This is a genomic window from Rhodococcus jostii NBRC 16295, from assembly GCF_001894825.1.
Classification (GTDB): Bacteria; Actinomycetota; Actinomycetes; order Mycobacteriales; family Mycobacteriaceae; genus Rhodococcus_F; species Rhodococcus_F jostii.
In genome coordinates this window covers 1-23129 of sequence record NZ_BCWY01000042.1, presented here as the reverse complement: position 1 = coordinate 23129, position 23129 = coordinate 1, and the positions used below count along the sequence as shown (strand labels likewise).

Genomic DNA, 23129 nt, shown 5'->3' with positions numbered 1-23129 from the left:
TGCATGCCCTTTCGTGGTCCGTGATGCTCATCTTCCGGCTCGTGCGTAGGGGGAGTCGGCGGTGGTGATGACGATGGACCAGTCGACCCGTTCGCACAGGGCCCAGGCGAGCTGCACCATCGGCACGAAGTCGCACCGATGAGTACCTTCGTGAAGTTTGTCGATCATCAGATCGGTGGCAACGATCACCGGAGCCGCGGCCCCACCGCTCTGCAGCGGTGAGGCCCGGTCCTCGCGCCGCCCGGCGGCAGGCATTCCGGCGCTGGCCGAGGCTTCGGCTGCGTGTTGCGCATCGTCTCGCGTGAGGACGATGGCAACGTCGTACTCCGAGGCTGTCCCGCCGAGCACGTATGCGGCGCAGTTGCCGGCCACGACGAACCGGATCGCATTGGCAGAGAGGAGTTTTACCACCGGCACCAGGGTTCGCTGTAGCTCCTCCCGGGCATCTGTCGCCCGGGGGTCGGGGAACCCGTTCGACAGCGGTGGATGCCGGTGGGGTTGTCGTTCGGTGACCATGGAACTGGCTTACCCGATCCCGATGCGATGAACCCTCGCGCCGGCACCAGCCCGGGCCGTGGCACCGACGGCCGAGGGCGTGTTCGACTTGCAGACCACCGGAAGGAAACGAAGCCACCGCGCGCCGCCAACGGGCAGACAATTCGTGGCCGCGCCGCGCGACTCCACTGCCACGACTGCCTGCGCCCGGTCTCAAAACAATCCTGCAGTATGTTATAGTACGAGTTTACAGATACATGGTTTTGTTTACGTTCGGTCCGCAGGATCGGGGCAGTGCATCTCGGACGCACCGTGGTCGCAACGACGGATCCGGCAGCAGGTCGGGTGCGCCACGGCTCGGATTCCTTGATGCCCGGGGGAGCGTTGCGGCTTGCAAGCGGTTGACAAAGTAGACGGTGGGCCCTCCTATGTGTGGTGATGCGTTGTTTTCTTCTGTCCTATCGCATTTCGCGTCTGCGAAGGTGGGCCGGGAGAAGGTCCCGGCGTCGTGCAACGAGGTTGTCGAAGATCCGGCAGCCGCGGTGGCTCTGACCGGTAGCAGCAGTCGCGCCCTCGACGGGGGGCGAGAGAACACGGCCGAGTTCACTGCCGGCGCCGCACGGCTCGAACGATGCGAAGGAGATTTCCCGACGGGCCAGCGCAGATCGCACTCCACCGGCGTTGGGCGTCTCACCGATGCCACGCCGTCGGCGGCCTGGCCGCCGTTCGTCAGCCAGGAGTGCCGGACTTCCGTGTGCGCGGATCCGATGTCCGACTTTTTCCCGGGGGCCAGCCTCCGTTCACAGGTTTTGGCGCACTCGTTGCGGATGACGGTCAAACCGCTGCTCGGGGTGTGGGCACAGTGGCCGAGTCCCCTGTGGCCGGCCGGAGTGATCGACTACGCGGCCCGGATCGTCCCGCCGCTCCGTGGGGTCGGCCACCGCTCCGTGCGCCTCGAGCACTGTGCCGCCGAATTGATCGACGCCGGCAATCTGGGAAATGAGACGGTGGTGCTGTATCTGCACGGTGGCGGTTTCCTGACCTGCGGGCTGAATACCCACCGTCGGCTGGTTGCGCGGATCTCGGCCTCTGCCGAGGCGGCGGTGCTCAGTGTCGGCTACCGGATGATGCCCAAGCATCCGATCCGTGATGCCATCGCCGACGGAGTCGACGGTTACCGGTGGCTGCTCGGACAGGGGTTCGAGGCGAGGAAGATTGTGATTGCCGGTGATTCTGCCGGCGGCTACCTGACGTTCATGACGGCGCTTACGCTGGTCGATCTGGACCTGCCGCGTCCGGCAGGCCTGGTCGCGCTGTCACCGCTGACGGACATGGATCCCGCAGGGAAACTTGCCCACCCGGGCGCCGGCCAGTGTCCGGTCTTTCCACGTTCGGTCCTCACGGCGCTCACCGGCTTGGCCGATCAGGACGCTCACCGCGACGCCACTGGCAAACCATGCGCCTCGCCGGTAGACGGCATCCTGGAGGGCCTGCCGCCTGTGTTGATCCAGGTCGGTTCCACCGAGATGCTTTACCCCGATGCCGAGCTGATGGCCGAGCGCCTCGCGGCGTCCGGGGTACCCATCACCTTCGAGGTGTGGGACCGGCAGGTCCACGTGTTCCAGGCGGCCGCCGACCTCATTCCCGAGGCAAACCACGCGATCGCGCAGATCGGAAACTTCGTCCGCACGGCAACTACCGCACACACCCTTCACAGCGATCGCTCTGACGAAACGGTGGCATTGTGAAAATCGCGCCAGCGCCAGCGACCCATACGCGTGAGGTATTCCATTTTCAGAGGAATCTGCATGGTTGCACCACGGAAGTTGGTTCCGCCGTAGGTGATCCGGAAAATGCTGGCCGCGACAATACGAGGGACGGCGCGTCGAGTCCGAGGTCGGTTGGCGCAGGAGGGCCTGCGGGCTCAGAACGCGCGGGCCGTCAGCCGATCGTCGTCGGAATTCATGGTGATGCGGCGTGGAGGGCTACGCGGTGGTCGGGGCACCGAAAGCGGTGACGACGGCACCGGCGTTGGTCGAGGTCCACTCCGGTGAGGCGGGGCGAGGTATGGAGGCCGCCAATCCGCTGGACCAATCGCAGCGCGAACGAGTCACGAGACCGAGGGGTGTCGGCGGGTCGTTCGTGAAGAGAGGGCCAAGGGCGGTGATGCGCGCGGCGGGTGTCAGCCGTTGGCGTGGAAGGGGGCGCCCTGTCCGCGGCGCCGTGACGTGGGGCGGCGGAGGAGAGTCTGGAGGGCGGCGGTTCCGCCGAGCAGCAGCATGAGCAGTGTCTTGTGGGTGTTCATGGGTTCATCTCCTGGTGGGCGGAGGCCGGTGCTGTGCCGGCGGAGTGGCTGTCGGCGCGGTGGACACGGCGACGGCGCTCATGGTGGCGTTTACAGGCCGACCACCTGTTCGAGGGCGTCGAGTTCGGTGTCGAGGTGGTCGAGCATGGGGTGCAGGGTCGGGATGGTGCGCCGGCAGCCGGTGAGCCCGAATACGAGTTGGTCGTCGCTGCTGGTGGCGGTGATGTTGAGGGCTTGCCCGGTGACCGGGATCGACAGTGGGTAGAGGGAGTCGAGGCGGGCGCCGTTCCAGTACAGCGGGGTGTCGGGTCCGGCGACGTTGGAGATCACCAGGTTGAACGGCGGCCGCTGTGGTCCCCGCCGGCCGAGGAGCATCTCGATACCGAGGGGGGCGGCGCCGAGGGCGCTCATTGCCAGCACTTGGGCGGGGCTCATCGTCCGCAGGGCGTGTTTGCCTTCGCGCATGCAGGTGCGGACGGTGTCGAGGCGGTGGGCGGGATCGGGCAGGTGGGTTGCGAGGTTGCACATCAGGAGCCCGATCCGGTTCCCGGTTGCGGATTCGGCATCGGTGCCGGAGGGGGTGGGGCGCAGGGAGACCGGGACCATCGCGATCAGCGGGTCGGCGGGCAGCGCCCCGAGGTCGTGCAGGTAGGTGCGCAGGGCTCCGGCGGACATTGCCAGGATGATGTCGTTGACGGTGGCGTCGGCGTGTTTGGCGAGCAGCCGGATCCGTTCGAGCGGCCAGGTGCGGGCGGCGAAGTGCCTGGCGCCCGCGATCGGGACGTTGAACATCGTGTGTGGTGCCCGCATCGACAGCGGCCCGCCCTGGGCGCGTAGGGCGCGGTCCACGGTGCCGGTCAGCGCCGGTGCGAGGCCGGCGACCTCGCCGGCCGCGCCGCGGGCGCCGCGCAGGACCTGGGCAGGGAGGGCCCGCAGATTTGTCGGCGTCGATGACACCGGTGCCGGCCGGGCCGCGTCGGTCGCTGTCACGGGTGCGGCTGATTGCCAGGGGGCGGGCATGCCCCGGCGGGTGGGGTCCTCGCTCATGCTGCGGCGCAACAGGTTCATCGCGGAGGCGCCGTCGGCGAGGGCGTGGTGGATCTTGGTGTATACCGCGTAGCGGCCGTCGGCGAGGCCTTCGATCAGGTGCATTTCCCACAGTGGGCGGCTGCGATCGAGTGGGGCGCCGTGCAGTCGGGACACCAACGTCGTCAGTTCGGGCATGCCGCCGGGCTGGGGGAGGGCGTCGCGGTGCACGTGGTAATCGACGTCGACATCGGTCGCGGTGTCCCACCCCCACTGTCCCAGGGTGGTCACCGATCGGCGGGCCCGCTTGCGGAACAGCGGGGCGACGTCGTCGGAGGCAACTGCTGTCTCGAACATCGCCCCGATCGCGGCCGCGTCGGCGCCGTCCGGCGGAGTGAACAAAGCCAGGCCGCCGACGTGCATGGGGTGCTCCCGCGACTCACCGAGGAGGAACAGCGAATCGGTCGGCGACATCGGCAGCAGCATGCGAGGGGTCCTTCCGTTCTGCCAGGTCGAGTACGCGCACTGCCACTGCGGGTACTGCAGGGGCTGGTGTTCAGCTCCGGGTAATCGGGTCGTAAGATAACGGTTAGGTGTGGTTCATGTCACAAACCGGCATCCCTGTTAGTTGTACAGCAAGGACGTAGAACGCGCGAGGGCGAAACGTCCCGAAGCGGGCAAGTCGGGCACTGTCGCCGGTCGGCAGGGTGTTGAGTCGTGGGTCGAGACCGGCGAAAGAGCGGTACCCGGTCACCGGCTCGCCTGGCTCTCCCCGAGCCCTGATTGCCGGTGCCGGAGCAGAGTGGGTGTCGCGGCTAGGGTATCCGGCGACGTTGCCGAGCGAAGCCATACTCGTGATCCACCCATTGAGGGCGCGTTCTCAGCCGTGGCGAGGTGCGATGTCGTTGACCTGTTCGTAGCGGTCCTCGAATCCGTCGGTCACGATCGTTCGGTGACCGGATGCGGGGCGGGAGAGCGCCCTGAAGAAGAGGACGAGCAGTGCTGCTGCCGCATGCAGAACCAGTGTCACCATTGTGATCACGAAACTTTCTGTTGAATCGCAGTATGGGCCCCGCAGGGTGTCCCGTCTTTTGCCCGCGGATTTACGGCTGAAAGAGTAGCTGACGGATGAACTGGCCACTTCCGCACGGGGCGGCGGATCCTCGCTGCACGAGTTTTTTTCTCGCGCCAGGCGCGACCAGCTTGGTCACGGACGGCCGTGGGCCATGGTGCAGAGAGAGATGCGGAAGCTGGTGGGTAGCCGGTGGTTTCCGTCCGGACCGCGGACGAAGAAGCCTGCGCCGGCCAACGTGCACTGTGCCGCAATCCGGCGGCGGTGCGGGTGCGGAAAGGCATCATTCATCCGACTGTTGTATCCCTCGCCCTGCGGGGATCTGGACGCCCGCTCAGTCGGATCCTGCCGGAAGTACCTGTACTGATGTAACCGTTCACCTGCGGTAAAACGTGTGTCGTCTTTGGCTACGCGTACGGCGACCGCGCGGCGAGCCCCTGTGCGGCCGCCGCGGTCCGTACGGCGTCGATCACCAGTTGCAGCGGCGGTCGGTGCGCTTCTGTTCCCCGATGGGCGATGGAGATCGTCCGCATGAGCGGTTCGGTGAGCGCGACGACGTCCATTCCTGGCGGCCGCAGCGTCAGTCCGAGATCGGAGACAAGGGTGACCCCCAGGCCCGCGGCAACCATCGCGAGTGCCGTCGCCTGCTCACCGACCTCATGGTTGATCCTGGGTTCGAATCCGCAACGCTGACAGGCCAAGCGCACCGCGCGGCCGAAATGCGACTTGGGTCCCGCAAGGATCCAGGGATGTTCAGCGAGGTCCGCCAGCGCCATGGTTCTGGCGGAAACCGTTCCCGGCGGCAACGCTGCGTGCAGTCGCTCCACCGCGATCACCACTCTGGTCAACTCCGGGTCCCACTGCATCGGGTAGTCGGAGTAGTCGATCACGAACGAGAAGTCCAGCGAACCGTCCCGTACTGCGACTGCGGTGTCCTCCGGCGCAAGCTCCTTCGTTCGCACCTCGATGCCGGGATGTTCGGCGGCCAGCAACGTCAGCGCACTCGGTAGCAGGCTCGACGCGACGGACGCCCACACGCCAACGGTCAATCGGGCCGTGACCCCGTCCTGCGTTTGCTCGAGGGCAGTCGTCGCGCGGTCCACCGATCGCATGATCTCTTCAGCGTGCTCGGCGAGGAGCAGGCCGATCTCGGTGAGCTGTACCCGCCGACCGCGCCGCTCGAATAGCTTTGCGCCGACGTCGCGTTCGAGTTGTGTGAGCTGTTGGGATACTGCGGATGTGGTGTAGTGCAGCGCCAGCGCCGCGGCTGTCACGGTGCCTCGGCGGTGTAACTCCCGAAGCATCCGCAACCGGCGCAAAGACAGCTCCATGCCGCCAGCCTATGCATCCATTCCGAACCGTCCAACCGGACCACGCGTGCGCTGTGTAGAAAGCGTGAACGCAATCATTCAAGATTCTTAACTGGACGCCTGGTCACCAGCGCGCGCACTCTGGCGTCATCGGCTGAATGGTTCTGGCGACGATGATTTTCTGAGGACGATTGGGGTAACTCGAGGTGACCACGACGGAATGCGGGTTCGGGCGCACCCCCGAGCACCGAGAGTATGACTACCGTGAGAACACTGCGACGCAGCGTGGGGTCGATGTGGCGACGGTGCGCAGCGGTGAGTCCCTGTTACGTGTGACGTGGTCTGATCCGGTCACCGGAGCTCAGGGTTACCTCGTCGTGCACACGTTGGTGTCCGGCCTGGCAACCGGGGGCACCCGAATGCGAGCAGGCTGCACGATGTCGGAGGTGGAGGATCTGGCCAGAGGCATGGCTGCCAAGACCGCGGTTTTCGACCTGCCTGTCGGCGGCGCGAAGGGCGGCATCGATTTCGACCGGAAGGACCCCCGCGCCGTCGGTGTACTGGAGCGGTTCTGTCAGGCGATGCGCCCGTGGCTCGCCGCGCACTGGGTGACCGCGGAGGATCTGGGGGTGCCTCAGCATCTGCTCGACGACGTCTTCGCGCGACTCGGTCTTCAGCAGTCGTACCATGCCGCGATCAGCCGTGCGGAAGATCCGCAGAGGACTCTGCGCCGGGTACGGGCCGCCTTGAACGCCCCGGTGCCCAGCGGTTTTCTGCTGGGCGATGTGATCGGCGGTTACGGAGTCGCGCAGGCCTGCATCGGTACGGTGAAAGCATATGGCTGGGCTCCGGCCGACACGACGGTGGCAATCCAGGGCATCGGCACCATGGGGGGCGGCGCGGCCTGGTATCTGCACGAGGCCGGTATGCGCGTGATTGCTGTCGCCGATGCCCTCGGCACGCTGTACTGTCCCGGTGGCCTGGACGTTCCCGCGCTGCTCGACCTGCGGGACGGCTACGGGGAGATCGACCGCTCCCGGGTCCCGTCGCATGTTCAGCGGTTGCCGAGCGCGGCTGTGATCGCTACGGCGGCAGACGTCCTCGTCCCGGCCGCGATCTCATATGCGATCACGACGGACAACGTCGACCAGGTCGCCGCGAAAGTCGTGATCGAAGCTGCGAATGCCGCGACGACCCCGCGGGCCGAGACGGTGCTCACCGGCCGCGGCATCCCGGTGGTCCCGGACTTCGTTGCCAATGCCGGGGCAGTCGCCTGGGCTTGGTGGGTACTACTCGGTCAGGTCGGCGCCGACCCGGAGGACTCGTTCCTGCGGTTGCGTACCGAAATGCTGGCCAAGGTGGCGTTGCTGATCGGGCAATGGATCCTGGACGGCGTGGCGCCACGGCAGACCGCGTGGGACCTCGTCGCAGCCAACCACAGCGCGCCGGCCGCGGCCGATCTTCTGGCAGTGCCGGCGCTCACCATCCCGTGAACGGTGGGCGATCAGCGAGAGAACACCGGGCCGCCGGTTAGGGGACTGTCACTTGCTCCTCTGTACCGTCGCCGCTGGCCTTACGGGCCAACAGTGCTCGCGTGTCGGGGTGGCAGCGGGCCTGAGCGAGCGCGATGCGGTGAATTGCGGCATTGAGCTGACGGTTCCCGTTGCGCGAGAATCGATGTCGAGCGCGGTTTGACGACCATACCGGAAGCGGCACGGTCCCGTTGGCTCCCCCGGGACCATCGTCTGCCTTGGCCTGCGCCAACAGCTGTGCGCCCACTTCTGGTGATCGATCTTCGGCTGGTCCATGGGATCGATTGTCCAGTTCATGATCTCGACTTCCCGCCAAGCGGGGCGCGGCTTGCGGGGAATGCCCAGATCAACCGACTATCGGACAGCCTCGCCCTGACTATCGCGCTCGGCTCGGTCATCTCGCTGATCCTTCCGGTGCGCTGATTGCGTGGTGACGAACCGGGGAGCGAATTGACACCGCCCTATGTGACTCGCCCAGGTGTGGGAGGTCGATCCGTTATCGTCTACGGATGAGCGATGACGCGACTCAGTCCGGTCCAACCCGCGCTCCGACGAGCACCCGGCGGGCGGTGCTCAACACGATGAAGGGCTCGGCAGGAAACCTCGTCGAGTGGTACGACGTGTACATCTACACGGTCTTCGCCACGTATTTCGAGGCGCAATTCTTCGACGAGAACGACGCCAACTCCACGCTGTACATCTATGCGATCTTCGCGGTCACCTTCGTCATGCGACCGGTGGGGTCCTGGTTTTTCGGCCGGTTCGCCGACCGTCGTGGCCGCAAGGCGGCCCTGATGCTCAGCATCACCATGATGTCGTCGTGCTCCTTCGTGGTGGCGGTCATGCCGACTCGCGAAGTCATCGGGTATTGGGCGGCGGTGATTTTGGTCCTCGCTCGGCTTGTACAGGGATTCGCCACGGGTGGGGAGTACGGCACCTCGGCGACATACATGTCCGAAGCGGCGACCGCGAATCGGCGCGGCTTCTTGTCGTCCTTCCAGTACGTGACCCTCGTGGGCGGTCACGTACTCGCGCAGTTCACGCTCCTGATCGCGCTCAGTGTTCTCGATGTCGAGGCGTTGAACGATTGGGGATGGCGGATCGGCTTCTTCATCGGCGGCATCGCCGCCCTGGTCGTGCTGTGGATTCGGCGTTCGATGGACGAGTCGCTCAGCGAGGCGCATCTGAAGGCCATCCGCGCGGGTGAGGACCGGACGGCGGGGTCCTTGACGGCGTTGTTCACCAAACACTGGCGTCCGCTGCTGCTGGTGTTCCTCATTACCGCGGGTGGCACCGTCGCGTTCTACACCTACAGTGTCAACGCGCCGGCAATTGTGAAGTCCACGTTCGGGGAAGACCGGGCGCTGACGGCAACGTGGATCAACCTGCTGTCACTGATCTTCCTGCTGCTGCTCCAGCCGGTCGGCGGCATCATCAGCGACCGGGTCGGTCGCAAGCCTCTCCTGATCTTCTTCGGCGTTGGTGGCGTTATCTACACCTACGTCCTGCTCACCTACCTCCCGCAAACCACCTCGCCGCTGATGGCGTTCGCGTTGCTAGCCGTCGGCTACGTCATCCTCACCGGGTACACCTCGATCAACGCGATCGTGAAGGCGGAGCTGTTCCCGGCCGACATCCGCGCCTTGGGCGTGGGTCTGGGCTATGCGCTCGCGAACTCCGTCTTCGGCGGTACGGCGCCGGTACTTTTCCAGGCGTCCAAGTCGGCCGGTCACGTGGGCTGGTTCATCTTCTACGTGACGGTCGTGATCGGGGTCAGCTTGCTGGTCTACATCTTCGGGCTGAAGAACAAGGCGGTCACGGTGCTCGATCGCGAGCAGGGGAGCGCCTGGGCCGTGCCCGTGGGTTCGGGTCCCCGCTGAGCTGATCCCCGCGGTCCGGGTTCCGGGGGATCGGTGCGGGTACCGCCGGCCCGTGGTGGCCGGATGACTGGCCGGACGGACCACACGGAAGCGGACCCCGTCGGACCCGTACCCGCTATCGGTTCAGTTCGTGCGGGTGCCTGGCTCGACTCGGCAACACCAGTGCCGTGTGTCCGCAGCACGCAAATCACGCTCGGGTGTGCTCGCGCCGGCTTCACCGTGACTGTCGCTTGTTTCTGTTTCGCAACGCGACCACTTGTTTTACTGCGCCTCGCGACGTAGCGCGTCTGTATCGGTACGAAGCTCGTAGACCTGGAGCACTACTTCCGAAAGGCCGACTGCCCCGCGCTGTCGCAAGTCGCGTTCGATGCCTTCATGACCCCTGTACCCGGGCTGCGTTCTAGAGCTGGAGGAGTCCTCTGTGGTCGGAAAGTGCACAACCGATCCCTAGGTGACGTCCGCCCAAGGTCAGACCGGCACGTCAACCGATGCCGGTGACGTCCGGTGCGACCGGTCGCTCTCGACCGTGACACGTGTCGGATGGCCTCGTCGCGGCCCATATCACGCGGCTACGTGAGAGATGCCAGGGATTGCGTCCGGGCGGCCCAAAATTCGAGATCTGCAATTCCCCAGAGTTTGTCGACCGCGGATGCGCTGTTCACCGAAGGCTTCAACCCGCCCAGCAGTTCGTACTGCATCCTGGCACGGCCCAGGATCGGTCGTATTGTGTCGGCCGCGACGATGCCCGAAAGGGACACTGCGACCGCGCTCAGTACATGGGACCCCAGATCGGTCAGAAGCACGGTCAGGGTCAGAGCCGAGGGCACCGTTTGCACGAAGCCGAGGGCTGTCCAGGCGCGGTGGCCGTCTTCGCCTTTGACTGCGGCTTGAAGGTCGGCTCGCGCTTTGCCATCGCCCACCTTGACTTGCTCGTTGAGTTCGATCAGCCGGTACGGAACACCGCACTCTTCTCGCGCGCCGACCCTCAGTACTTCCGGGAGTTCCCTTGGTGCGCTCGCCTTTTGGAAGACGTAGGAGGCGAAGAAGGGCACTTCCAGGAACTCGGGTTGTTCGCGGGTTGCGGGGCCGATCTGGTTGCCGGATTGTTGAGCGCCTCTGCGTATGACGACCACGGGGCGACCAACCGTCACCCGTGATGCAGATGGGTTCCGGGCAGAGGGTCGATCGTCTGCATCGTCACCGTGCCGAGGAACGAGAACAGCCGTGAGGAGCGATGCTGGATCGGGCGGACAGGACCGCGCGGTGACGGCGGCGACGTCGTCGGCATCTTGCGTGACGGCGTGCCGTGAGAAGCGCTGCTACCAACACGAACCGGCCCCTGGTGCGATTGGATGTAGTCGTCGACACTGGTCCCACCATGAGCGGAGTCATCGGCTGTGATCGTCATACGCCGGCCCGAGGAGGCCGGCACCCTTCTCGACGCCGGCACCATGCGATGCCCGCAGTGCCGGGGCACGGTGGTCCGGTGGGGACACGGGCGTGCCCGCACCATCCGCTCGGTGGGCGAGACAACCCTGACCGTGCGCCCACAACGGGTGCGCTGCCGCGACTGCGGTGTTATGTGATCTGTCAAGGTGTCCGTTGAGGTGACTGTCTCATCGGGATCTCGGCGTCATTCGAGTGGTGTCTCATGCTTGACCGTGGTTCGGGAGTCGTTGCGTGCTAGCGGGTTCCGCAGCGGGGCGCTTGTCGAAGTGCTGATCGGTGTGACGTTGTCGTTGCTGCGGTCCGTCGGCTGGTGGTCGTGTTCGAGTTGGGCCACCCGCAGGGCGAGGGCCTGGATCTGGTTGGCGTAGGTCTTGATGGTCTGCTTGAGTTCGCGGACATGGGCGGCGTGTTCGCTGCGCAGGGCTCGTTCGGTCTTCTTCAGCTGGCTGACTTGGTCACGGAGGTCTTCGAGTTCGGGCCGGGCTGTTTGCGGTGTGTCGAGCCGTCGTTTGATTTCTGCTGCCTGGGGTGAGCGGTAGTACGACGCACGGGATACTCCGGCTTCGACGCAGATGTTGGACACGGTGAGCTTGCCGTCGGTGATTTCGGGATGCCCGGCCAGCAGCCGATCGAAGGCTTCGTTGATCTTGCGGTCGGTCTCGGTCATGCTGGCTCCGGTTCTGTGCTGTGGTTCAGGGTGATGAGGTGCTCGAGTTCGGCGACGTGGTTGGCCAGAGCCGCCTGTTGCAGCGGCGGGAGCGGTTTGCCGTCGGCGAGTTGCAGGGCTTGGCGGGCTTGATCACGGGCGGTGGTCAGCCGCGGCAGGTGAACGGCCGATCGCCGGGCGTTGGGGCAGGTCGAGCACATGTTGAGCAGCGGGAGGGGGCGTCCCAGGGTGCTGGCGCGCTGGGCGCAGAGGGCGGTCTCGCGTTGGTAGAAGCAGTCACCCAGAACCCCGGGATGCAGTGTCTTGGTCAGGTGAGCGAGCATGGTGCGCAGCCGGGAGGGGCGGGCGACTACCCCGGGCAGATCGCCGAGCTCACGCCGGATCCGGTCGAACTCGGCGTCGACGCGTCGGGCCGCGCCGCCGCCGGAGCGACCACCGTCGTTCCAGTCGCGGTAGAGGTCTTCGAGGTAGTCCAGCTGTGCTAAGGCTTGTTCGGCGGCGACCTCGGCGGCAAACCCGGACGCCGAGGTACCGGCATATCCTTGGAATACCGCGATTTGCGTGTGTTTGTATTGCCTGGCGCCAGCGACGACCCCGAAGGGCTGGTGAGCGATGTGCCAGGCGAGGGTGCGCCGGAACTGGCGGGTGTTGAAGGCCCATGGCGTCCCTCCTGCCGGCGGGCGCGGGTCGGCGCCCGCAGAGGTGTCTGCACCGCTGAGCGTGGCGGTGTCGTCGGGGATGTAGAGCGTGCCGGGGGTGCTGAACAGGTCGTTGCAGTGGTCGCGGAAACGGCTGATCCTTTTTGGCACCTCGGACATGAGCCTGTGTTTGCTGCCTCGCCGGTAGCCGAATAGGTGGGTGGGATCGTCGTTGATGCGCAGCAGGATCGCCACGGCTTGGTGCACGATCTCCAGCACGACCCATTCGGCTTCCTCGCCGGTGAGACGGCGGTCCTTGAAGACGCGGCCGCGGAGCTTGTAGCGGGTGCGGCCGTCGTCCCCGGGCTCGGTGAACGCGCAGTCGCGGCCGAGTTCGCGTACCTCCCCGTCGCGCATGCCTGACAGGTAGGCAATCGTTATCCAGCATGCGGTCCGAAGGTGGGTGAGTTCTTTGGTCAGGGCCCACGGTCCCAGGCGTGGGCGCCAGGGCTGTCCGGTCTCCGGCCAGGGCGAGATCGGGGTGTCCAGCCAGCCTTCCTCGTATCCCAGTTCGTCGGCGGCCTCTCGTAGCCGATGTTGCCAGCGGACGAGATCGCCGACCCCGGTCAGCAGCTCGATCACCCCGTGCCCCGGAGTCTGGACGATGCCGTTGATCACCGTGTCGTCGCGGCATCGGTGAAGGTGGTCGCGCGGTGCGGCTGGGATGCCGCGGCCGGCTGCTCGTCGGCGGGAGATGAAGGCCTCCACGGCCGCGGCAACGTCACCGTGGCCCAGCTGCCGGTTTCCTTGAGCGGCAGTGAGTGTGGCGATCTCGCGCTGGGCGGCGAGGATGTCGTGGCTGGCGGTTTCGACGTAGAAGATCGCGGCCTTGATCAGCGGAGCGATGACGTGCTCGGGGATGCGGTCGGTGGCGTTTTCCGGCGACCGGGTCCTGCCGACCACGGCGGCGCCGGTGCGTCCCGGCCAAGGGTGGATGGCGAGTCGGTCGGCGGACAGGAACGGGCCGTGCGCGGCCAGGCGCTTGAGCACGCCGACCAGCCCGGTCGCCCAGGAAGGGTGGTCCTTCCACTCGGCGAGCGCGATCTCCAGGTGGTTGCGGGTGACGTCGGCCAGGCGGGGCGCGCCCAGCCGTGTCAAGGTCTGCATGATGACCCGCAGCTGGAGGAACTCGCGGGGCAAGGCGGTGATCTTCAATGGTCGGGTGCTGGGGCCGCTCAGGTGGCTGGCCGGGATCGCCCGTCGTAGGCGCGAGTGCAGATACTCCTTCGCGGTGCGGATCGCGATCTCATCGTCCAGAGTGGTGAAGTCAACGCGGGTGTGGCGCGTGGTGCGGGGGACGAATGGCCGAATGTCCCACACGTCGTCCCCGAAACGAGGCCCCCGCTGCCCGGCCGCGGCGATCAGGTGCTCGGGCAAAACGTTGGCGTCGCCGGGAATTGGGTCGATCGCGGGACCGGCGAGAGCGGGTTCTCCGGCCGGGGTGCTGGGTTGGACGAGCAGCGCGTTGTTCACGTGATGTGCTCCAGGATCTGGGCGGGAATAGACAGGTGTTGGCCGTTCGCTTCGGCGATCAGGCGGGCCGTGATGATCTGCTCCGTCGTGAACTTCGGGGTGATGGCAGTGGTGATCCGGTCGAAGGCCAGCCCGTAGCGGGCGCGCCACTCGGCCTCGGGCAGGTCCTCGCGCTGGGCGTCGAGGAAGTCGGTGAAGGCAAGCAGACTGGGCAGGTGCCGGGTGGTGTAGACCGCGTTCGAGCATTCCAGGCAGCCCCAGATCGCCACCGGACAGCCGGTTCCCTTCGTGCGCGCGAACGGGGAGGCGTAGAAGTCGGTGCAAGACGCGAGGAACACATCGGACTGCTCGGACATCGCGGCGCTCACCTGCGCGGGTGTCAGCGCGGGGGTGTCCGTGTCGAGGGGACAGCCGTGCTCGTCGGCCACCACGGGCGGGGGCAGAGCAACCTCGAGTGCCTGGGTCAGGCCCGCTTCAATGGCCTGCTCGTGCAACTCTCGGTGAGCGTCGATGTCGGCGTAGTGCGCGGCGGCCACCTGTGGGGAGTGGCCCGCGGTGAAGTCGTCGAGCACGCCCGCGGCCTGCAGGTATCGACGCGACTTGTAGGTCTTGCGCAGCCGCCGGAGGTCCAGACGGACCGGGTCACCTCCACGATCGGTCAGCGTGTCCAGACCATTCCGGGTTGCCCATTCGGTGATCCGGCGGCCGAAGCTGCCGCCGGTGCCGAACGAGGTGTGCACGCCATCGCGCCGGACATCGGTCCACAACGCGTCCCCGCCGGTCAGGTCGCGGCCCCGCGCGGTCAGCCGGAGCGCCAAGCGGATCAGGCCGCCGGGGAAGTGCAGGGCGCCGCCATCGGATACCCGGATGGTCTTGTGCGCGTCGTTGCGGGCACGCTTCTTGACATAGGCGATGCTGACGAACCCACGCGCCGGGTTGACCAGGCAATCCGCCCGAAGCCCCTTGGCGCACTCGGGTTCCAGCCCGGTCTGGCAGATCAGCAGGACGACGAACGGCACCAGATCGGCGGCGGTCAGGAGCAAGTGCTCGTTGAAGCCGCCGACACCGCCCGGTCTGCTCCGGACGGGCCGGACTCGGCGATACTCGCTGGTCAGCGGTCCGTACCGGGCAATGTGCCAGAGCACGTTCTCCAACCGGGCCCAGCCCTCCACCTGCGGGTTGGCGCCCTCGGCGGCGAGCCGTTCACCGGCGGCGATGCGGTCCCGGATAGCGCGGACATCGGCCAGCGCGGCGGCCTGGATGGCCTCGAAGACCGGCAACGGGTAGGCATCCAGCGGCTGCGGACGGGGCTGGAACGTGTGCCTCGTCGCGAACCCGACCCGGGCCTGCATGGGCGCACTCAGCGCGTCCGGTCGGGTCTGGTCGGCCAGTCTCAGCAGCCGCACCACCGTGCGAAGGGCCGCGTGGGGTTCGCCGCTGTCCGGCCCGTACTCGGCGGCGAGCTTGGTCTCCCAGGCGTCGAGTAGTTCCGGCTCGAGGTCGTCCAGGCCCAGCTCGTCGGCCAGCCCGGGTTCGGCCGTCGCGGCGAAATCGAGAAACGCCCGCAGGTGCCGCACCATCTGGTGAAACCCGCTCCACTCGCGCACCGTCCCGTCCTGCCCGCCGATGTCGGCCAGCTCCCGCGCCAACGGACGCACCAGGCGAGGACAAGGCAGCTCGGACAGGTCGATGCGTCGCGGGCGGCCGTCGAAGACCAGGTTGAACACGATCGGCCCGAGTGTGGGCACTGCGGCGGGCGGCTCGAGCAAAGACACGTCGGTGGGGAAGCGAACAGCACGTCCGCGCCGACGGCTCACGCCACCACCCCGGCGTCACCGTGCTCGTCGCCGGGGACGACGTTCTTGACGGTCTCCAGGGCCGCCGCCTGGGCGTCCCACTCGTCCAGCGCCGACAGCACGATCTCCTGCGCCTCGTCGAGCACGTCCAGGTAGGCGTAGACGGTCGACTCCTGGCTATGTCCGAGCAGCAGCTGTAGCTTGCGCATCGGGTTGCCGATCAACAGTCGTTTGACCTGGGCGTGGGTGAGTCGCCGATCGGTCTGCATGCCCAGCGCCCGCACCGTCTGCCGCAGCAGCAATCCGAGCATGTGGACGGCGAATGTGTGTCTCAAGGTATGCGGAGATGCGCTGATCTCCAGGTCGAAGCGGGCGCAGCGCTCATTCGCCCGGTGAAACGCCGACTGCCACGTCGACGGCGCCAGCGGCCGACCGTCCTGGCCCAGCCACAACCACAACGGGCCCGCCAACTCACCGGTGGGGGCCACCGCCATCAGGTGCCGCCGCAGCTCCATGCCGAGCCGGGAGTACGGCCACGAACCCTGCCCCTCGGCAGGCGTCAGCGTGGTCCGGCCCGCCCGCCGCACCAGCACAGTGTCGTCGCTGACCGGGTAGCCCGGGCCGGCCAGCCGACGCGTGACCAGTTCATCGCGCTCAATCTCGATGTAACGGTGCAACGCGGCCAAGGCCCGGCGGTTCACAAACACGGTGCGGGCCTTGTTGCGCTTGGTCACCGCCGCAGCCAATCGCAGATCCCCCAACCCCCGCTTGCTGCCCGAACCCGCTCCGAGCGGCGGTATCTCGCCGACCAGCAGACTCGCGGCCTCACCGAGCCGCATGCCGGTATAGACGAGAAGGTCCGCGAACATCGCGTTGCGCTCACCATGACGGCCCCGCCACGCTGGATCAGGCCGCCCGTCCGGCAATTCGCCGCGCAACCCCACATCCCGCCACAACAGGTAATCCTCGAACGCGATAAACCGGATCGGCTCGGTCTGCCGGTCAGGCTCCTGCTCGACGTTCACCCGTACCCGCTTCAACCCCTGCGGCGTCATCACCGTCTTATCGACGTAGCGAAACGGCGCAGCCGGCAACAGCCCCTCATACACCGCCCAGGTCGCCCACTTATCCAGCGCCGCGATCGATCGGCGCCACGTGGACACCGAGACCTGATGTTCCCCAGGCGAATGCAGCCGGACCGCCTTGTAGGCCCGCAGATCCGCGCCGTCGCACTCCCAAATCGTCTTGCCGCCCCGCGACGCGTGCAGGAACCGGCAGAACAGCATCACATCCCGCGCGTACGCCGCGACGCTGTTCGCCGCCCGGACTCCCCAGCCACCCAGCTCCCGGAAGAACCGGTTCAGCTCCACGTCATAGCTCCCGTCCGGGGACAGCACGAACGGCAACCCGTCTCGCGCGCCGGCTCGGTGCAACACCCCGCTCGAATCCGCGCCCAGCGGCCCCTCGGCCGCCCTGCTCCCCTCTGTGAAGTACAGCTCCACCATTTCCTCGCCCGCGCCGAGCCCCCCGTCGTCGCCCTCGACCGCAGCACCCATCAGCTTTGCCACCAACGCCCTCTCTGAGACAGCTCGATTGACCACATAAGGATCAGGAGCATGAGACAAGATCAACAGCAAACATAAGCGGGGCCACGCACATCCTGTTGCCCACCGCCCTGCAGGTACGCCGGGCCGACACCACCGAGGTGACCGGGAATGCGTTGGCCCACAAGGCGAACGGCCTGGGGTTCCGGAGCATCGCCGAGCGGATGGGCCGCCCGCAACCGACCGTGCGCCGCTGGCTACGCCGCGCTACCGGTGAGCATCTGCAGTGGCTGCATCGCCCGGGTATCGAGCGGCTGGTCGTCGTCGCCCGCGAGGCGTTCTGCAACATCCGGTTCGTCGGGAATCCGCTCGGAGACGCACTGTGCGTCCTGGCGGCGGCCGCGGTCGAGGATCGTCGCCGCTTCGGGTTCCCTGATCCGCCGTGGGACCTGATCGGGATCTACACACAGGGACGTCTGCTGTCCTCACCACGCAGCGGCTGACAAAACTGTCCCGTCCGGTCTTGCCGTGCCCGGGTGCGTCCGTCATCGTGCCGATCGTCTGCGTTCGCAATGACGCACAGCAGTCACCGTACCGACGAGCCCGTCAGCCTGCCGACGAACGGCGACACCTGCGTCTGCAAATTCCGTGACGCCATCGTCTGCATTCTCAGCGACGGCCAACACCGGATACGTCGGCGAGTTCTGCTGCGGCGGCGGGCATACGGAGGAGTTGGGCGATCTCGCCGCGAGTGGCCTCACCGATGTAGCGGAGTATGGGAATGCGGGGAAGGTTTGCGGCGTATCTGACGCCCGGGACCTCGGCCACGTTCGTGTTGAACGGCGCCCGCGCGTTGCTTGTCTGGGCGAGAACCGAGCGCTCCTTGTTGCTACTGGAATGGCGGTGTCCGGACCGAGTTTCCGATCGACACCACGGTTCGGGTGGGCCCGGGCGGTCTGCGTTTTGCGGACCCGCGTATTTCCTGTGGTCTGTCAACGGCTTCAGACCGGCACATCCCGGTAGCCGGGCCGACTCCCGGACGAGCACAGTCCAGTTGGCCGCGTTGTTGCCGGAGAGGCACAGGATCGTGCCGGTACCGGAAGGGTTACCGTTCTCGGCCACCCGGGTGTCCGTTGGTGCCGATCCGCCCAGGTCGACCCAGGTTCCGGGAACCGCAGTGGCCGAGACGAACTGGGAGCCGGCTCCGGAATCATCAGTTGAGGCAACGAATCATTTCTCGCGGGCAAAGTGGCATGAGGCGCCAGGGAACTCCCGCTGCTCTCGTGGCAGATCAGGGCGCAAACTTCCCGACGGCGTCGAGGTTTGCGAACAGCTCACCAGCCGTGAAGAGTTGGGCGCCGGCAGCATCGTTGAGGGTCTGTGCGAAGTATGGGGAGAAGCGGAACGGCCAATACGTGGGGCCGATCCCGCCACCGTGCGGCGTCATGAGCGTCGGCATCATCTCACCGACGTTGTAGGTGGCGACCATCCTCTCGCCCTGGGCGACCCCGTTGATCGTCACAGTCCCGTACGCGCCGTCCATCCGCAGCCAAATATCCTCGGCCACAACAGAGTTCCCAGTCTTGCTGACGAACCTCGGCCCACCGGGATAGAATACGCCCATGCAGGCGTCGATATGGTTGGTGTGCGAGCCGATTGGCAGGTAGAGACCGGTCTTCGCGGGCTTGGCCTCGAAAGGCGTGATGCCTTCGACTGCGATCTCGTTGTCGTTCAGCATCGCGACGACTCGCGGGGGGAAATCGAAGTTGGCATATCCGAACGGCGTGAAGTACGGCATTCTCATACACTCGGCCTGAGCAGTCGGCAAGGGCGCGTACAGAAGTAGCGCCAGAACCAGAATGATCGCCGAAGCGACCGCTCCTACAAACGCACGCAAGATACGCATCTCTGCTCCAATCCTCGGGTTTGTTCGGCGTGGCAGCGGGGCGAAAGTAGCGCCAAAATGCGCTGAGATGCGCCAAGAAGCCTCATATAGTAGGGTACGCGCCCCACTCCTGGCATCAAAACGCTATTTTGCTCGGATTGACTTTCTTTTTGCGAAGTAATCGTCATTGGTGCGCGCAGACGGCCGATGAGCGAGGACGCCTTCGGGGGAAGTGTCGTAGTTCTCGTCGCTGTTGTATGTGGCGGCGTCCGACTCTCCCGGAGCTTCGGGGTGATAGTGGCCGGGACCCGGCGGCAGGCGTGACGTCCACAGTGGGCAGCGGGGAGACACTATGCCCGGATGTTTGAAGAAACCATGACGTGTCCTTATTCGAAGGATGTGATGGCCTCTCCAGTGAATGACTACAACCGTATTCGCCGACGCTCCGTGGTGCGAACCTTCGGTGTGATCTCAGATCCGGCCGGGCGAATACGGGTGTCAACCACATAGCCGACCTGCGGAATGAACAGTCGGGTGATCGTGTCTGTATCGGGATCGATTTCGAGGTACACGGGCCACCTCGCCTTTTCCGGGCGATCGAGAACCCCGGCGGTAACTACAGATTGGGATTTCCTGGGATCCAGACGCTACGCCGAGGGCGAGGGAGCCGTTGATCCGCAGAACCGAGCGGTCCGCCAGGCCGAGTCGGCCCTGACGAGCCTGTCGGACGTGGAGGACTGAGGTGTGGGGGACGTGGTGTCCGTTGAAGGTCAGTTCGACGGTGTTGGATGCATCGGCCGCGGACAGCGGGATTCGGTTCGAGTGGATGTTCGGGCCGCCGGTTGCGGCCATGAGGAAGGTGACGGTCTTGTGTGCTCGGGTGTCGTATGCGGCGACACCGATGACGTCGGCGAGGCCCCACTCGAGGTATTCGTCGGATCCGCTCTTGCGCTGTTCCACAGAACTAGTAGACCGTCGCGGCTAAGTATTGGGATATTGGTGGCGGTGTTTGATGCGGGCGTCGTCGGTGGTGAAGTGCCACTGGACCTGGCGTTGATCGGCGTTGGTCTGTCGTTGCCAGGCGGCGAGTTCGGCGTTGAGTGTCTCGAGGTCCTCGATGCGCCGGTCCAGACACTGGCGGGTCAGCACAGAGAGTTCGATCTCGGCAATGTTGAGCCACGAGCCGTGTTTGGGGGTGTGGTGGATCTCGAGCCGTTGCGCAAGCGCGAGCGCCTCGGCCGGCTCGAAGGCCTCGTAGAGCGATCCGATGCCGTGGGTGTTGAGGTTGTCCATCACCAGCACCACCGTCTCTGCGTCGGGGTAGTCCACGCACAGAAGGTCTTTGACCTGTCCGGCCCAGTCGATCTTGGTGCGCCGGGGCCGGGCATCGACACGCCGCCATCCGGCCAGGGGCTCGACCCAGCAGAAGATCGAGCAGGTCCCGTGCCGCACGTACTCGGAGTCCTCCTTCAGATCGCGTCCCGGGCCTGCCGGGATCGGGTCACGCGCGTGAGCGAGGAGCTGGTAGGGCTTTTCGTCCATGCACACCACCGGCCGCATCGGGTCGTAGATCCGGGCGTAGACCGACAGGATGTCTTCCATGCGGGCCGCGAACTCTGCGTTGGCCTTTGGTGGGATGGTCCAGCACTTCTTCAGGTGAGGACGAAGTTTCGTTTTTTTAAAACCCGGCCGATGGTTGAGTGGTCCAGGTCGGGGATCCCCTCGGTCAACGCGACGTGCTTCTCCAGCAGTCGCAGCGACCACCGCGACCGACCCTCGGGCGGCTTCGAGCAGGCCAACGCAATCAACCTGGCCTCGATCTCCCCCGTGATCTGCGAGGGCACCGGTGGGAGGTCACGCTGCTTGCGCCCGATCGTGGCCTCCACGTCCTGACTGGTTTCAGCGAACCGCTTGGCCACCAGCCGCAACGTCTCACCCGAGACTCCCAACCGTGCTGCGATCACCTTCTTCTCATCGACCTCCCCGACCGAGGTGTCCAGCGCCAGCAACACCCGGGCCCGTCGGATCATCGAGGCCGGATGCACCCCGGTCGTGGTCAACCGTTCCAAGAACTCACGATCAGCCGAGTTCAACGTCACCGGACGCTTCTTCTGCGAAGGCATTGACAACAGTCCTGACCGGCAGAGAGGAAGGGGAAGTCTGCCGCCCCAACCTTGCAACGAAAACAGGCCAGAACTAAGCAGCGACACGCTACTAGTGCCGGGTCAGTCACCTCAGGTGCGGGTGGCTCGATGACCGTGGAGGACTACTCGGGATCCGTTTGTGCAAGCGGATCGACCACTGGGACTGAACGCCATGGTCCAGGTCCGGCGCCAGTGAAGGTATATGACGATGTCGATCCGGATTTCGCAATGATCGGTGCCGTGTGGAAGCGATCGAGGAGTTGGCGGCCGACACCCGGATCGACGTCGTGAGCTAATGCAACCCGCACCGCACCGCCGGATGGGTTGGAGATCCGCTCCTAGGCACCCGGACCACGAAAGTGGTTCCACCGCAGGAAATTCGCCTCCTCTGCCGCACCGGAATCCGGGTGGGCCTCTACTGCCCGGGACCATGATGTTCGGTATGGATGCTGCCCGCGGTATACAACCGGGTGAGAGCGCGATACGTGCGCATTCTCGAATGAGGCAACGAAGAAGATTGCACGCGCATCTTGCGCGAGTCGACGCGGATCTTGACACAGTGCTATCACCGCGATTGGCTGGTACGCAAGCTTGTGTTGATTCGCCCGATGGTGTTCTGGGAGGTTGACGTATGCGCGGCATAGAGTTAGCGGGCCCGGAGCATCGACGTGGAGCAACCCTCCACTGTAGGACCGTCTCGGTGCTGGCAATGGTTGGAGTGTGTCTTCTCTCCCTGGTAGCTACCCGGACAGCCAGCGGCGAACCAGCGGCAGGCACCGTCGACACCGGGTTCGCGATCCCCTTCGCCGGGGCGCCGGGCTACGAGCGCCTGGCACCGACGCAGTTGACCAGCCCCGGTCAGCTCAACGAGCCGCTCGGTCAGCAAGCGGCGGACGAGATCGCCGGCCAGGTGGGGCTCAACAGGGCTGACGCGTTATCCGAGCAGCAGTATCGCGATCTCATCACCGGAGGCGGGGTCGGCGGTAGCGGCGAAGCTGCGGAGGTGATCGATGCGTGCGCCCGGATCCTGACCAATACGAACGGCCGTCCCCTCTATTCCGACGTCGATGGCAACCCCACACCGTCGGTTCTGGCCAGCTACGGGCTCTATGTGAACACCAGCGGACTGCTGGAGAGTCCGGCCAACGCGGACGCGCCGACGAGGCAGGTGAACTCGTTGATCGCTCCCGGCGGGTTTGTGGGCACCTGGTTGAGGAACAACGGTGCGACACGAACCCTGATAGCGCTCTACCGGTCGGCGTACACGGTGCAAGCGGTCTATGGCTTCGCATCGCAACAGATTTCGGGTGCAGCTCAGCTGGTGACCAACACCAAGGGGGGTGTGAGGTCGGAGGTTGGCATGTCGATGGCGCCGCCGCTGTGGATAGTGAACTTCGCCCTTCTTTACATATTGCAGCCTTCCCTGGCGGCTGCGATGCCTGCCTACTGGGCTCCCATTCCGTCGGCGGTTGCCGACGCCGTACGGTCGAGCCCCACCGGCCAGGTTCCTTTCAGCGACTATGCGTCGTACTTCCAGTGATTCGGTTCCGGAGCCCGGCGAGGTGTGGACACGTCCGTCTCGTCGCAGTCGGTGACTCGGTGCGTCGTAGTAGGTGGCCATGCCTGTTGTTTCCTCAAGCTCTGGGGGTCCGCCAGGCTTATCCCGAATGCACCGATTCGTTGATGTTGTCGCTGTGAATTCCGTTGTGTGGCAGCGGGTGGGGTGTGGGCGTGGGTGATCGTCCGACCTGGTATGTCGGGTTGTTCCACTGAGTCTTTCGCATCGAGGGTGGGCATGTGTGACCGGTGTTAGGTGATGATCGGCTGATTTCGACCGAAGGTGCTGTCAAACA

At 65.8% G+C, this 23129-nt stretch carries 19 protein-coding genes and 1 pseudogene; 5 read left to right on the top strand and 15 right to left on the bottom strand.

What is annotated here, in order from left to right; genetic code table 11:
• Nucleotides 1–27 precede the first annotated feature (27 nt).
• Nucleotides 28–516, bottom strand: coding sequence for a hypothetical protein (locus RJ1_RS25255; protein ID WP_073364987.1), 489 nt, complete (start codon nt 514–516; stop codon nt 28–30).
• A 746-nt stretch (nt 517–1262) separates the two neighbouring features.
• Here RJ1_RS25255 and RJ1_RS25250 point away from each other — a divergent pair.
• Complete coding sequence (locus tag RJ1_RS25250) at nt 1263–2243, top strand: alpha/beta hydrolase (protein ID WP_073365097.1); 981 nt, start codon at nt 1263–1265, stop codon at nt 2241–2243.
• A gap of 434 nt (nt 2244–2677) precedes the next feature.
• Here the strand turns inward: RJ1_RS25250 and RJ1_RS47860 are convergent, their stop codons facing one another.
• From RJ1_RS47860 to RJ1_RS25240, 5 genes are all read right to left on the bottom strand, one after another.
• A complete protein-coding gene (locus RJ1_RS47860) occupies nt 2678–2800 on the bottom strand; it encodes a hypothetical protein (protein WP_255284905.1) in 123 nt (40 codons plus the stop codon).
• Between the two features lie 90 nt (nt 2801–2890).
• Nucleotides 2891–4312: a WS/DGAT/MGAT family O-acyltransferase gene (locus tag RJ1_RS25245; RefSeq protein ID WP_073364985.1), complete on the bottom strand. Its 1422-nt coding sequence runs from the start codon at nt 4310–4312 to the stop codon at nt 2891–2893.
• A gap of 394 nt (nt 4313–4706) precedes the next feature.
• Nucleotides 4707–4859, bottom strand: coding sequence for a hypothetical protein (locus RJ1_RS46845; RefSeq protein ID WP_162850312.1), 153 nt, complete (start codon nt 4857–4859; stop codon nt 4707–4709).
• A 174-nt stretch (nt 4860–5033) separates the two neighbouring features.
• Complete coding sequence (locus tag RJ1_RS46840) at nt 5034–5189, bottom strand: hypothetical protein (protein ID WP_162850288.1); 156 nt, start codon at nt 5187–5189, stop codon at nt 5034–5036.
• Nucleotides 5190–5305: 116 nt separating this feature from the next.
• Entirely contained in the window at nt 5306–6229 is a 924-nt protein-coding gene (locus tag RJ1_RS25240; protein ID WP_073364982.1) for a LysR family transcriptional regulator, read from the bottom strand.
• A gap of 185 nt (nt 6230–6414) precedes the next feature.
• On the opposite strand from RJ1_RS25240, the gene RJ1_RS25235 reads away from it, so the two are divergent.
• Complete coding sequence (locus RJ1_RS25235) at nt 6415–7701, top strand: glutamate dehydrogenase (protein WP_083400416.1); 1287 nt, start codon at nt 6415–6417, stop codon at nt 7699–7701.
• A gap of 43 nt (nt 7702–7744) precedes the next feature.
• Here the strand turns inward: RJ1_RS25235 and RJ1_RS46070 are convergent.
• Nucleotides 7745–7921 (bottom strand): annotated as a pseudogene (locus tag RJ1_RS46070) (transposase); the annotation flags it as partial.
• A gap of 328 nt (nt 7922–8249) precedes the next feature.
• Here RJ1_RS46070 and RJ1_RS25225 point away from each other — a divergent pair.
• Complete coding sequence (locus RJ1_RS25225; protein WP_073364980.1) at nt 8250–9620, top strand: MFS transporter; 1371 nt, start codon at nt 8250–8252, stop codon at nt 9618–9620.
• Nucleotides 9621–10189: 569 nt separating this feature from the next.
• On the opposite strand, the gene RJ1_RS46065 is transcribed toward RJ1_RS25225, so the two are convergent.
• From RJ1_RS46065 to RJ1_RS25190, 5 genes are all read right to left on the bottom strand, one after another.
• A complete protein-coding gene (locus RJ1_RS46065) occupies nt 10190–10753 on the bottom strand; it encodes a hypothetical protein (protein WP_143048851.1) in 564 nt (187 codons plus the stop codon).
• Nucleotides 10754–11253: 500 nt separating this feature from the next.
• Nucleotides 11254–11736: a hypothetical protein gene (locus tag RJ1_RS25205; protein ID WP_073364973.1), complete on the bottom strand. Its 483-nt coding sequence runs from the start codon at nt 11734–11736 to the stop codon at nt 11254–11256.
• Nucleotides 11733–13907: a hypothetical protein gene (locus tag RJ1_RS25200; protein ID WP_240319669.1), complete on the bottom strand. Its 2175-nt coding sequence runs from the start codon at nt 13905–13907 to the stop codon at nt 11733–11735. Before RJ1_RS25200 ends, RJ1_RS25205 begins: the two co-directional genes overlap by 4 nt.
• Complete coding sequence (locus tag RJ1_RS25195) at nt 13904–15724, bottom strand: hypothetical protein (protein ID WP_073364971.1); 1821 nt, start codon at nt 15722–15724, stop codon at nt 13904–13906. The genes RJ1_RS25200 and RJ1_RS25195 overlap by 4 nt, the downstream gene beginning before the upstream one ends.
• Nucleotides 15721–17271, bottom strand: coding sequence for a tyrosine-type recombinase/integrase (locus tag RJ1_RS25190; protein WP_240319668.1), 1551 nt, complete (start codon nt 17269–17271; stop codon nt 15721–15723). The genes RJ1_RS25195 and RJ1_RS25190 overlap by 4 nt, the downstream gene beginning before the upstream one ends.
• 95 nt (nt 17272–17366) lie before the next feature.
• Here RJ1_RS25190 and RJ1_RS25185 point away from each other — a divergent pair, with 95 nt between their 5' ends.
• Nucleotides 17367–17750: a helix-turn-helix domain-containing protein gene (locus RJ1_RS25185; RefSeq protein ID WP_240319667.1), complete on the top strand. Its 384-nt coding sequence runs from the start codon at nt 17367–17369 to the stop codon at nt 17748–17750.
• A gap of 788 nt (nt 17751–18538) precedes the next feature.
• Here RJ1_RS25185 and RJ1_RS25175 read toward each other — a convergent pair.
• The 3 genes from RJ1_RS25175 to RJ1_RS47305 all read right to left on the bottom strand — a co-directional run bounded on the left by RJ1_RS25175 (nt 18539) and on the right by RJ1_RS47305 (nt 21255).
• Nucleotides 18539–19153, bottom strand: a complete 615-nt coding sequence (locus tag RJ1_RS25175; RefSeq protein WP_073364967.1) for a hypothetical protein — start codon at nt 19151–19153, stop codon at nt 18539–18541.
• A 960-nt stretch (nt 19154–20113) separates the two neighbouring features.
• Nucleotides 20114–20896: an IS630 family transposase gene (locus tag RJ1_RS46055; protein WP_218026510.1), complete on the bottom strand. Its 783-nt coding sequence runs from the start codon at nt 20894–20896 to the stop codon at nt 20114–20116.
• The gene (locus RJ1_RS47305) at nt 20785–21255 is read right to left on the bottom strand and encodes a helix-turn-helix domain-containing protein (RefSeq protein ID WP_073364963.1); all 471 of its coding nucleotides are present in this window, start codon (nt 21253–21255) and stop codon (nt 20785–20787) included. Before RJ1_RS47305 ends, RJ1_RS46055 begins: the two co-directional genes overlap by 112 nt.
• A gap of 652 nt (nt 21256–21907) precedes the next feature.
• Between RJ1_RS47305 and RJ1_RS25155 the strand changes: the two genes are divergently transcribed.
• Nucleotides 21908–22816, top strand: a complete 909-nt coding sequence (locus RJ1_RS25155; protein WP_073364961.1) for a hypothetical protein — start codon at nt 21908–21910, stop codon at nt 22814–22816.
• Nucleotides 22817–23129 lie beyond the last annotated feature (313 nt).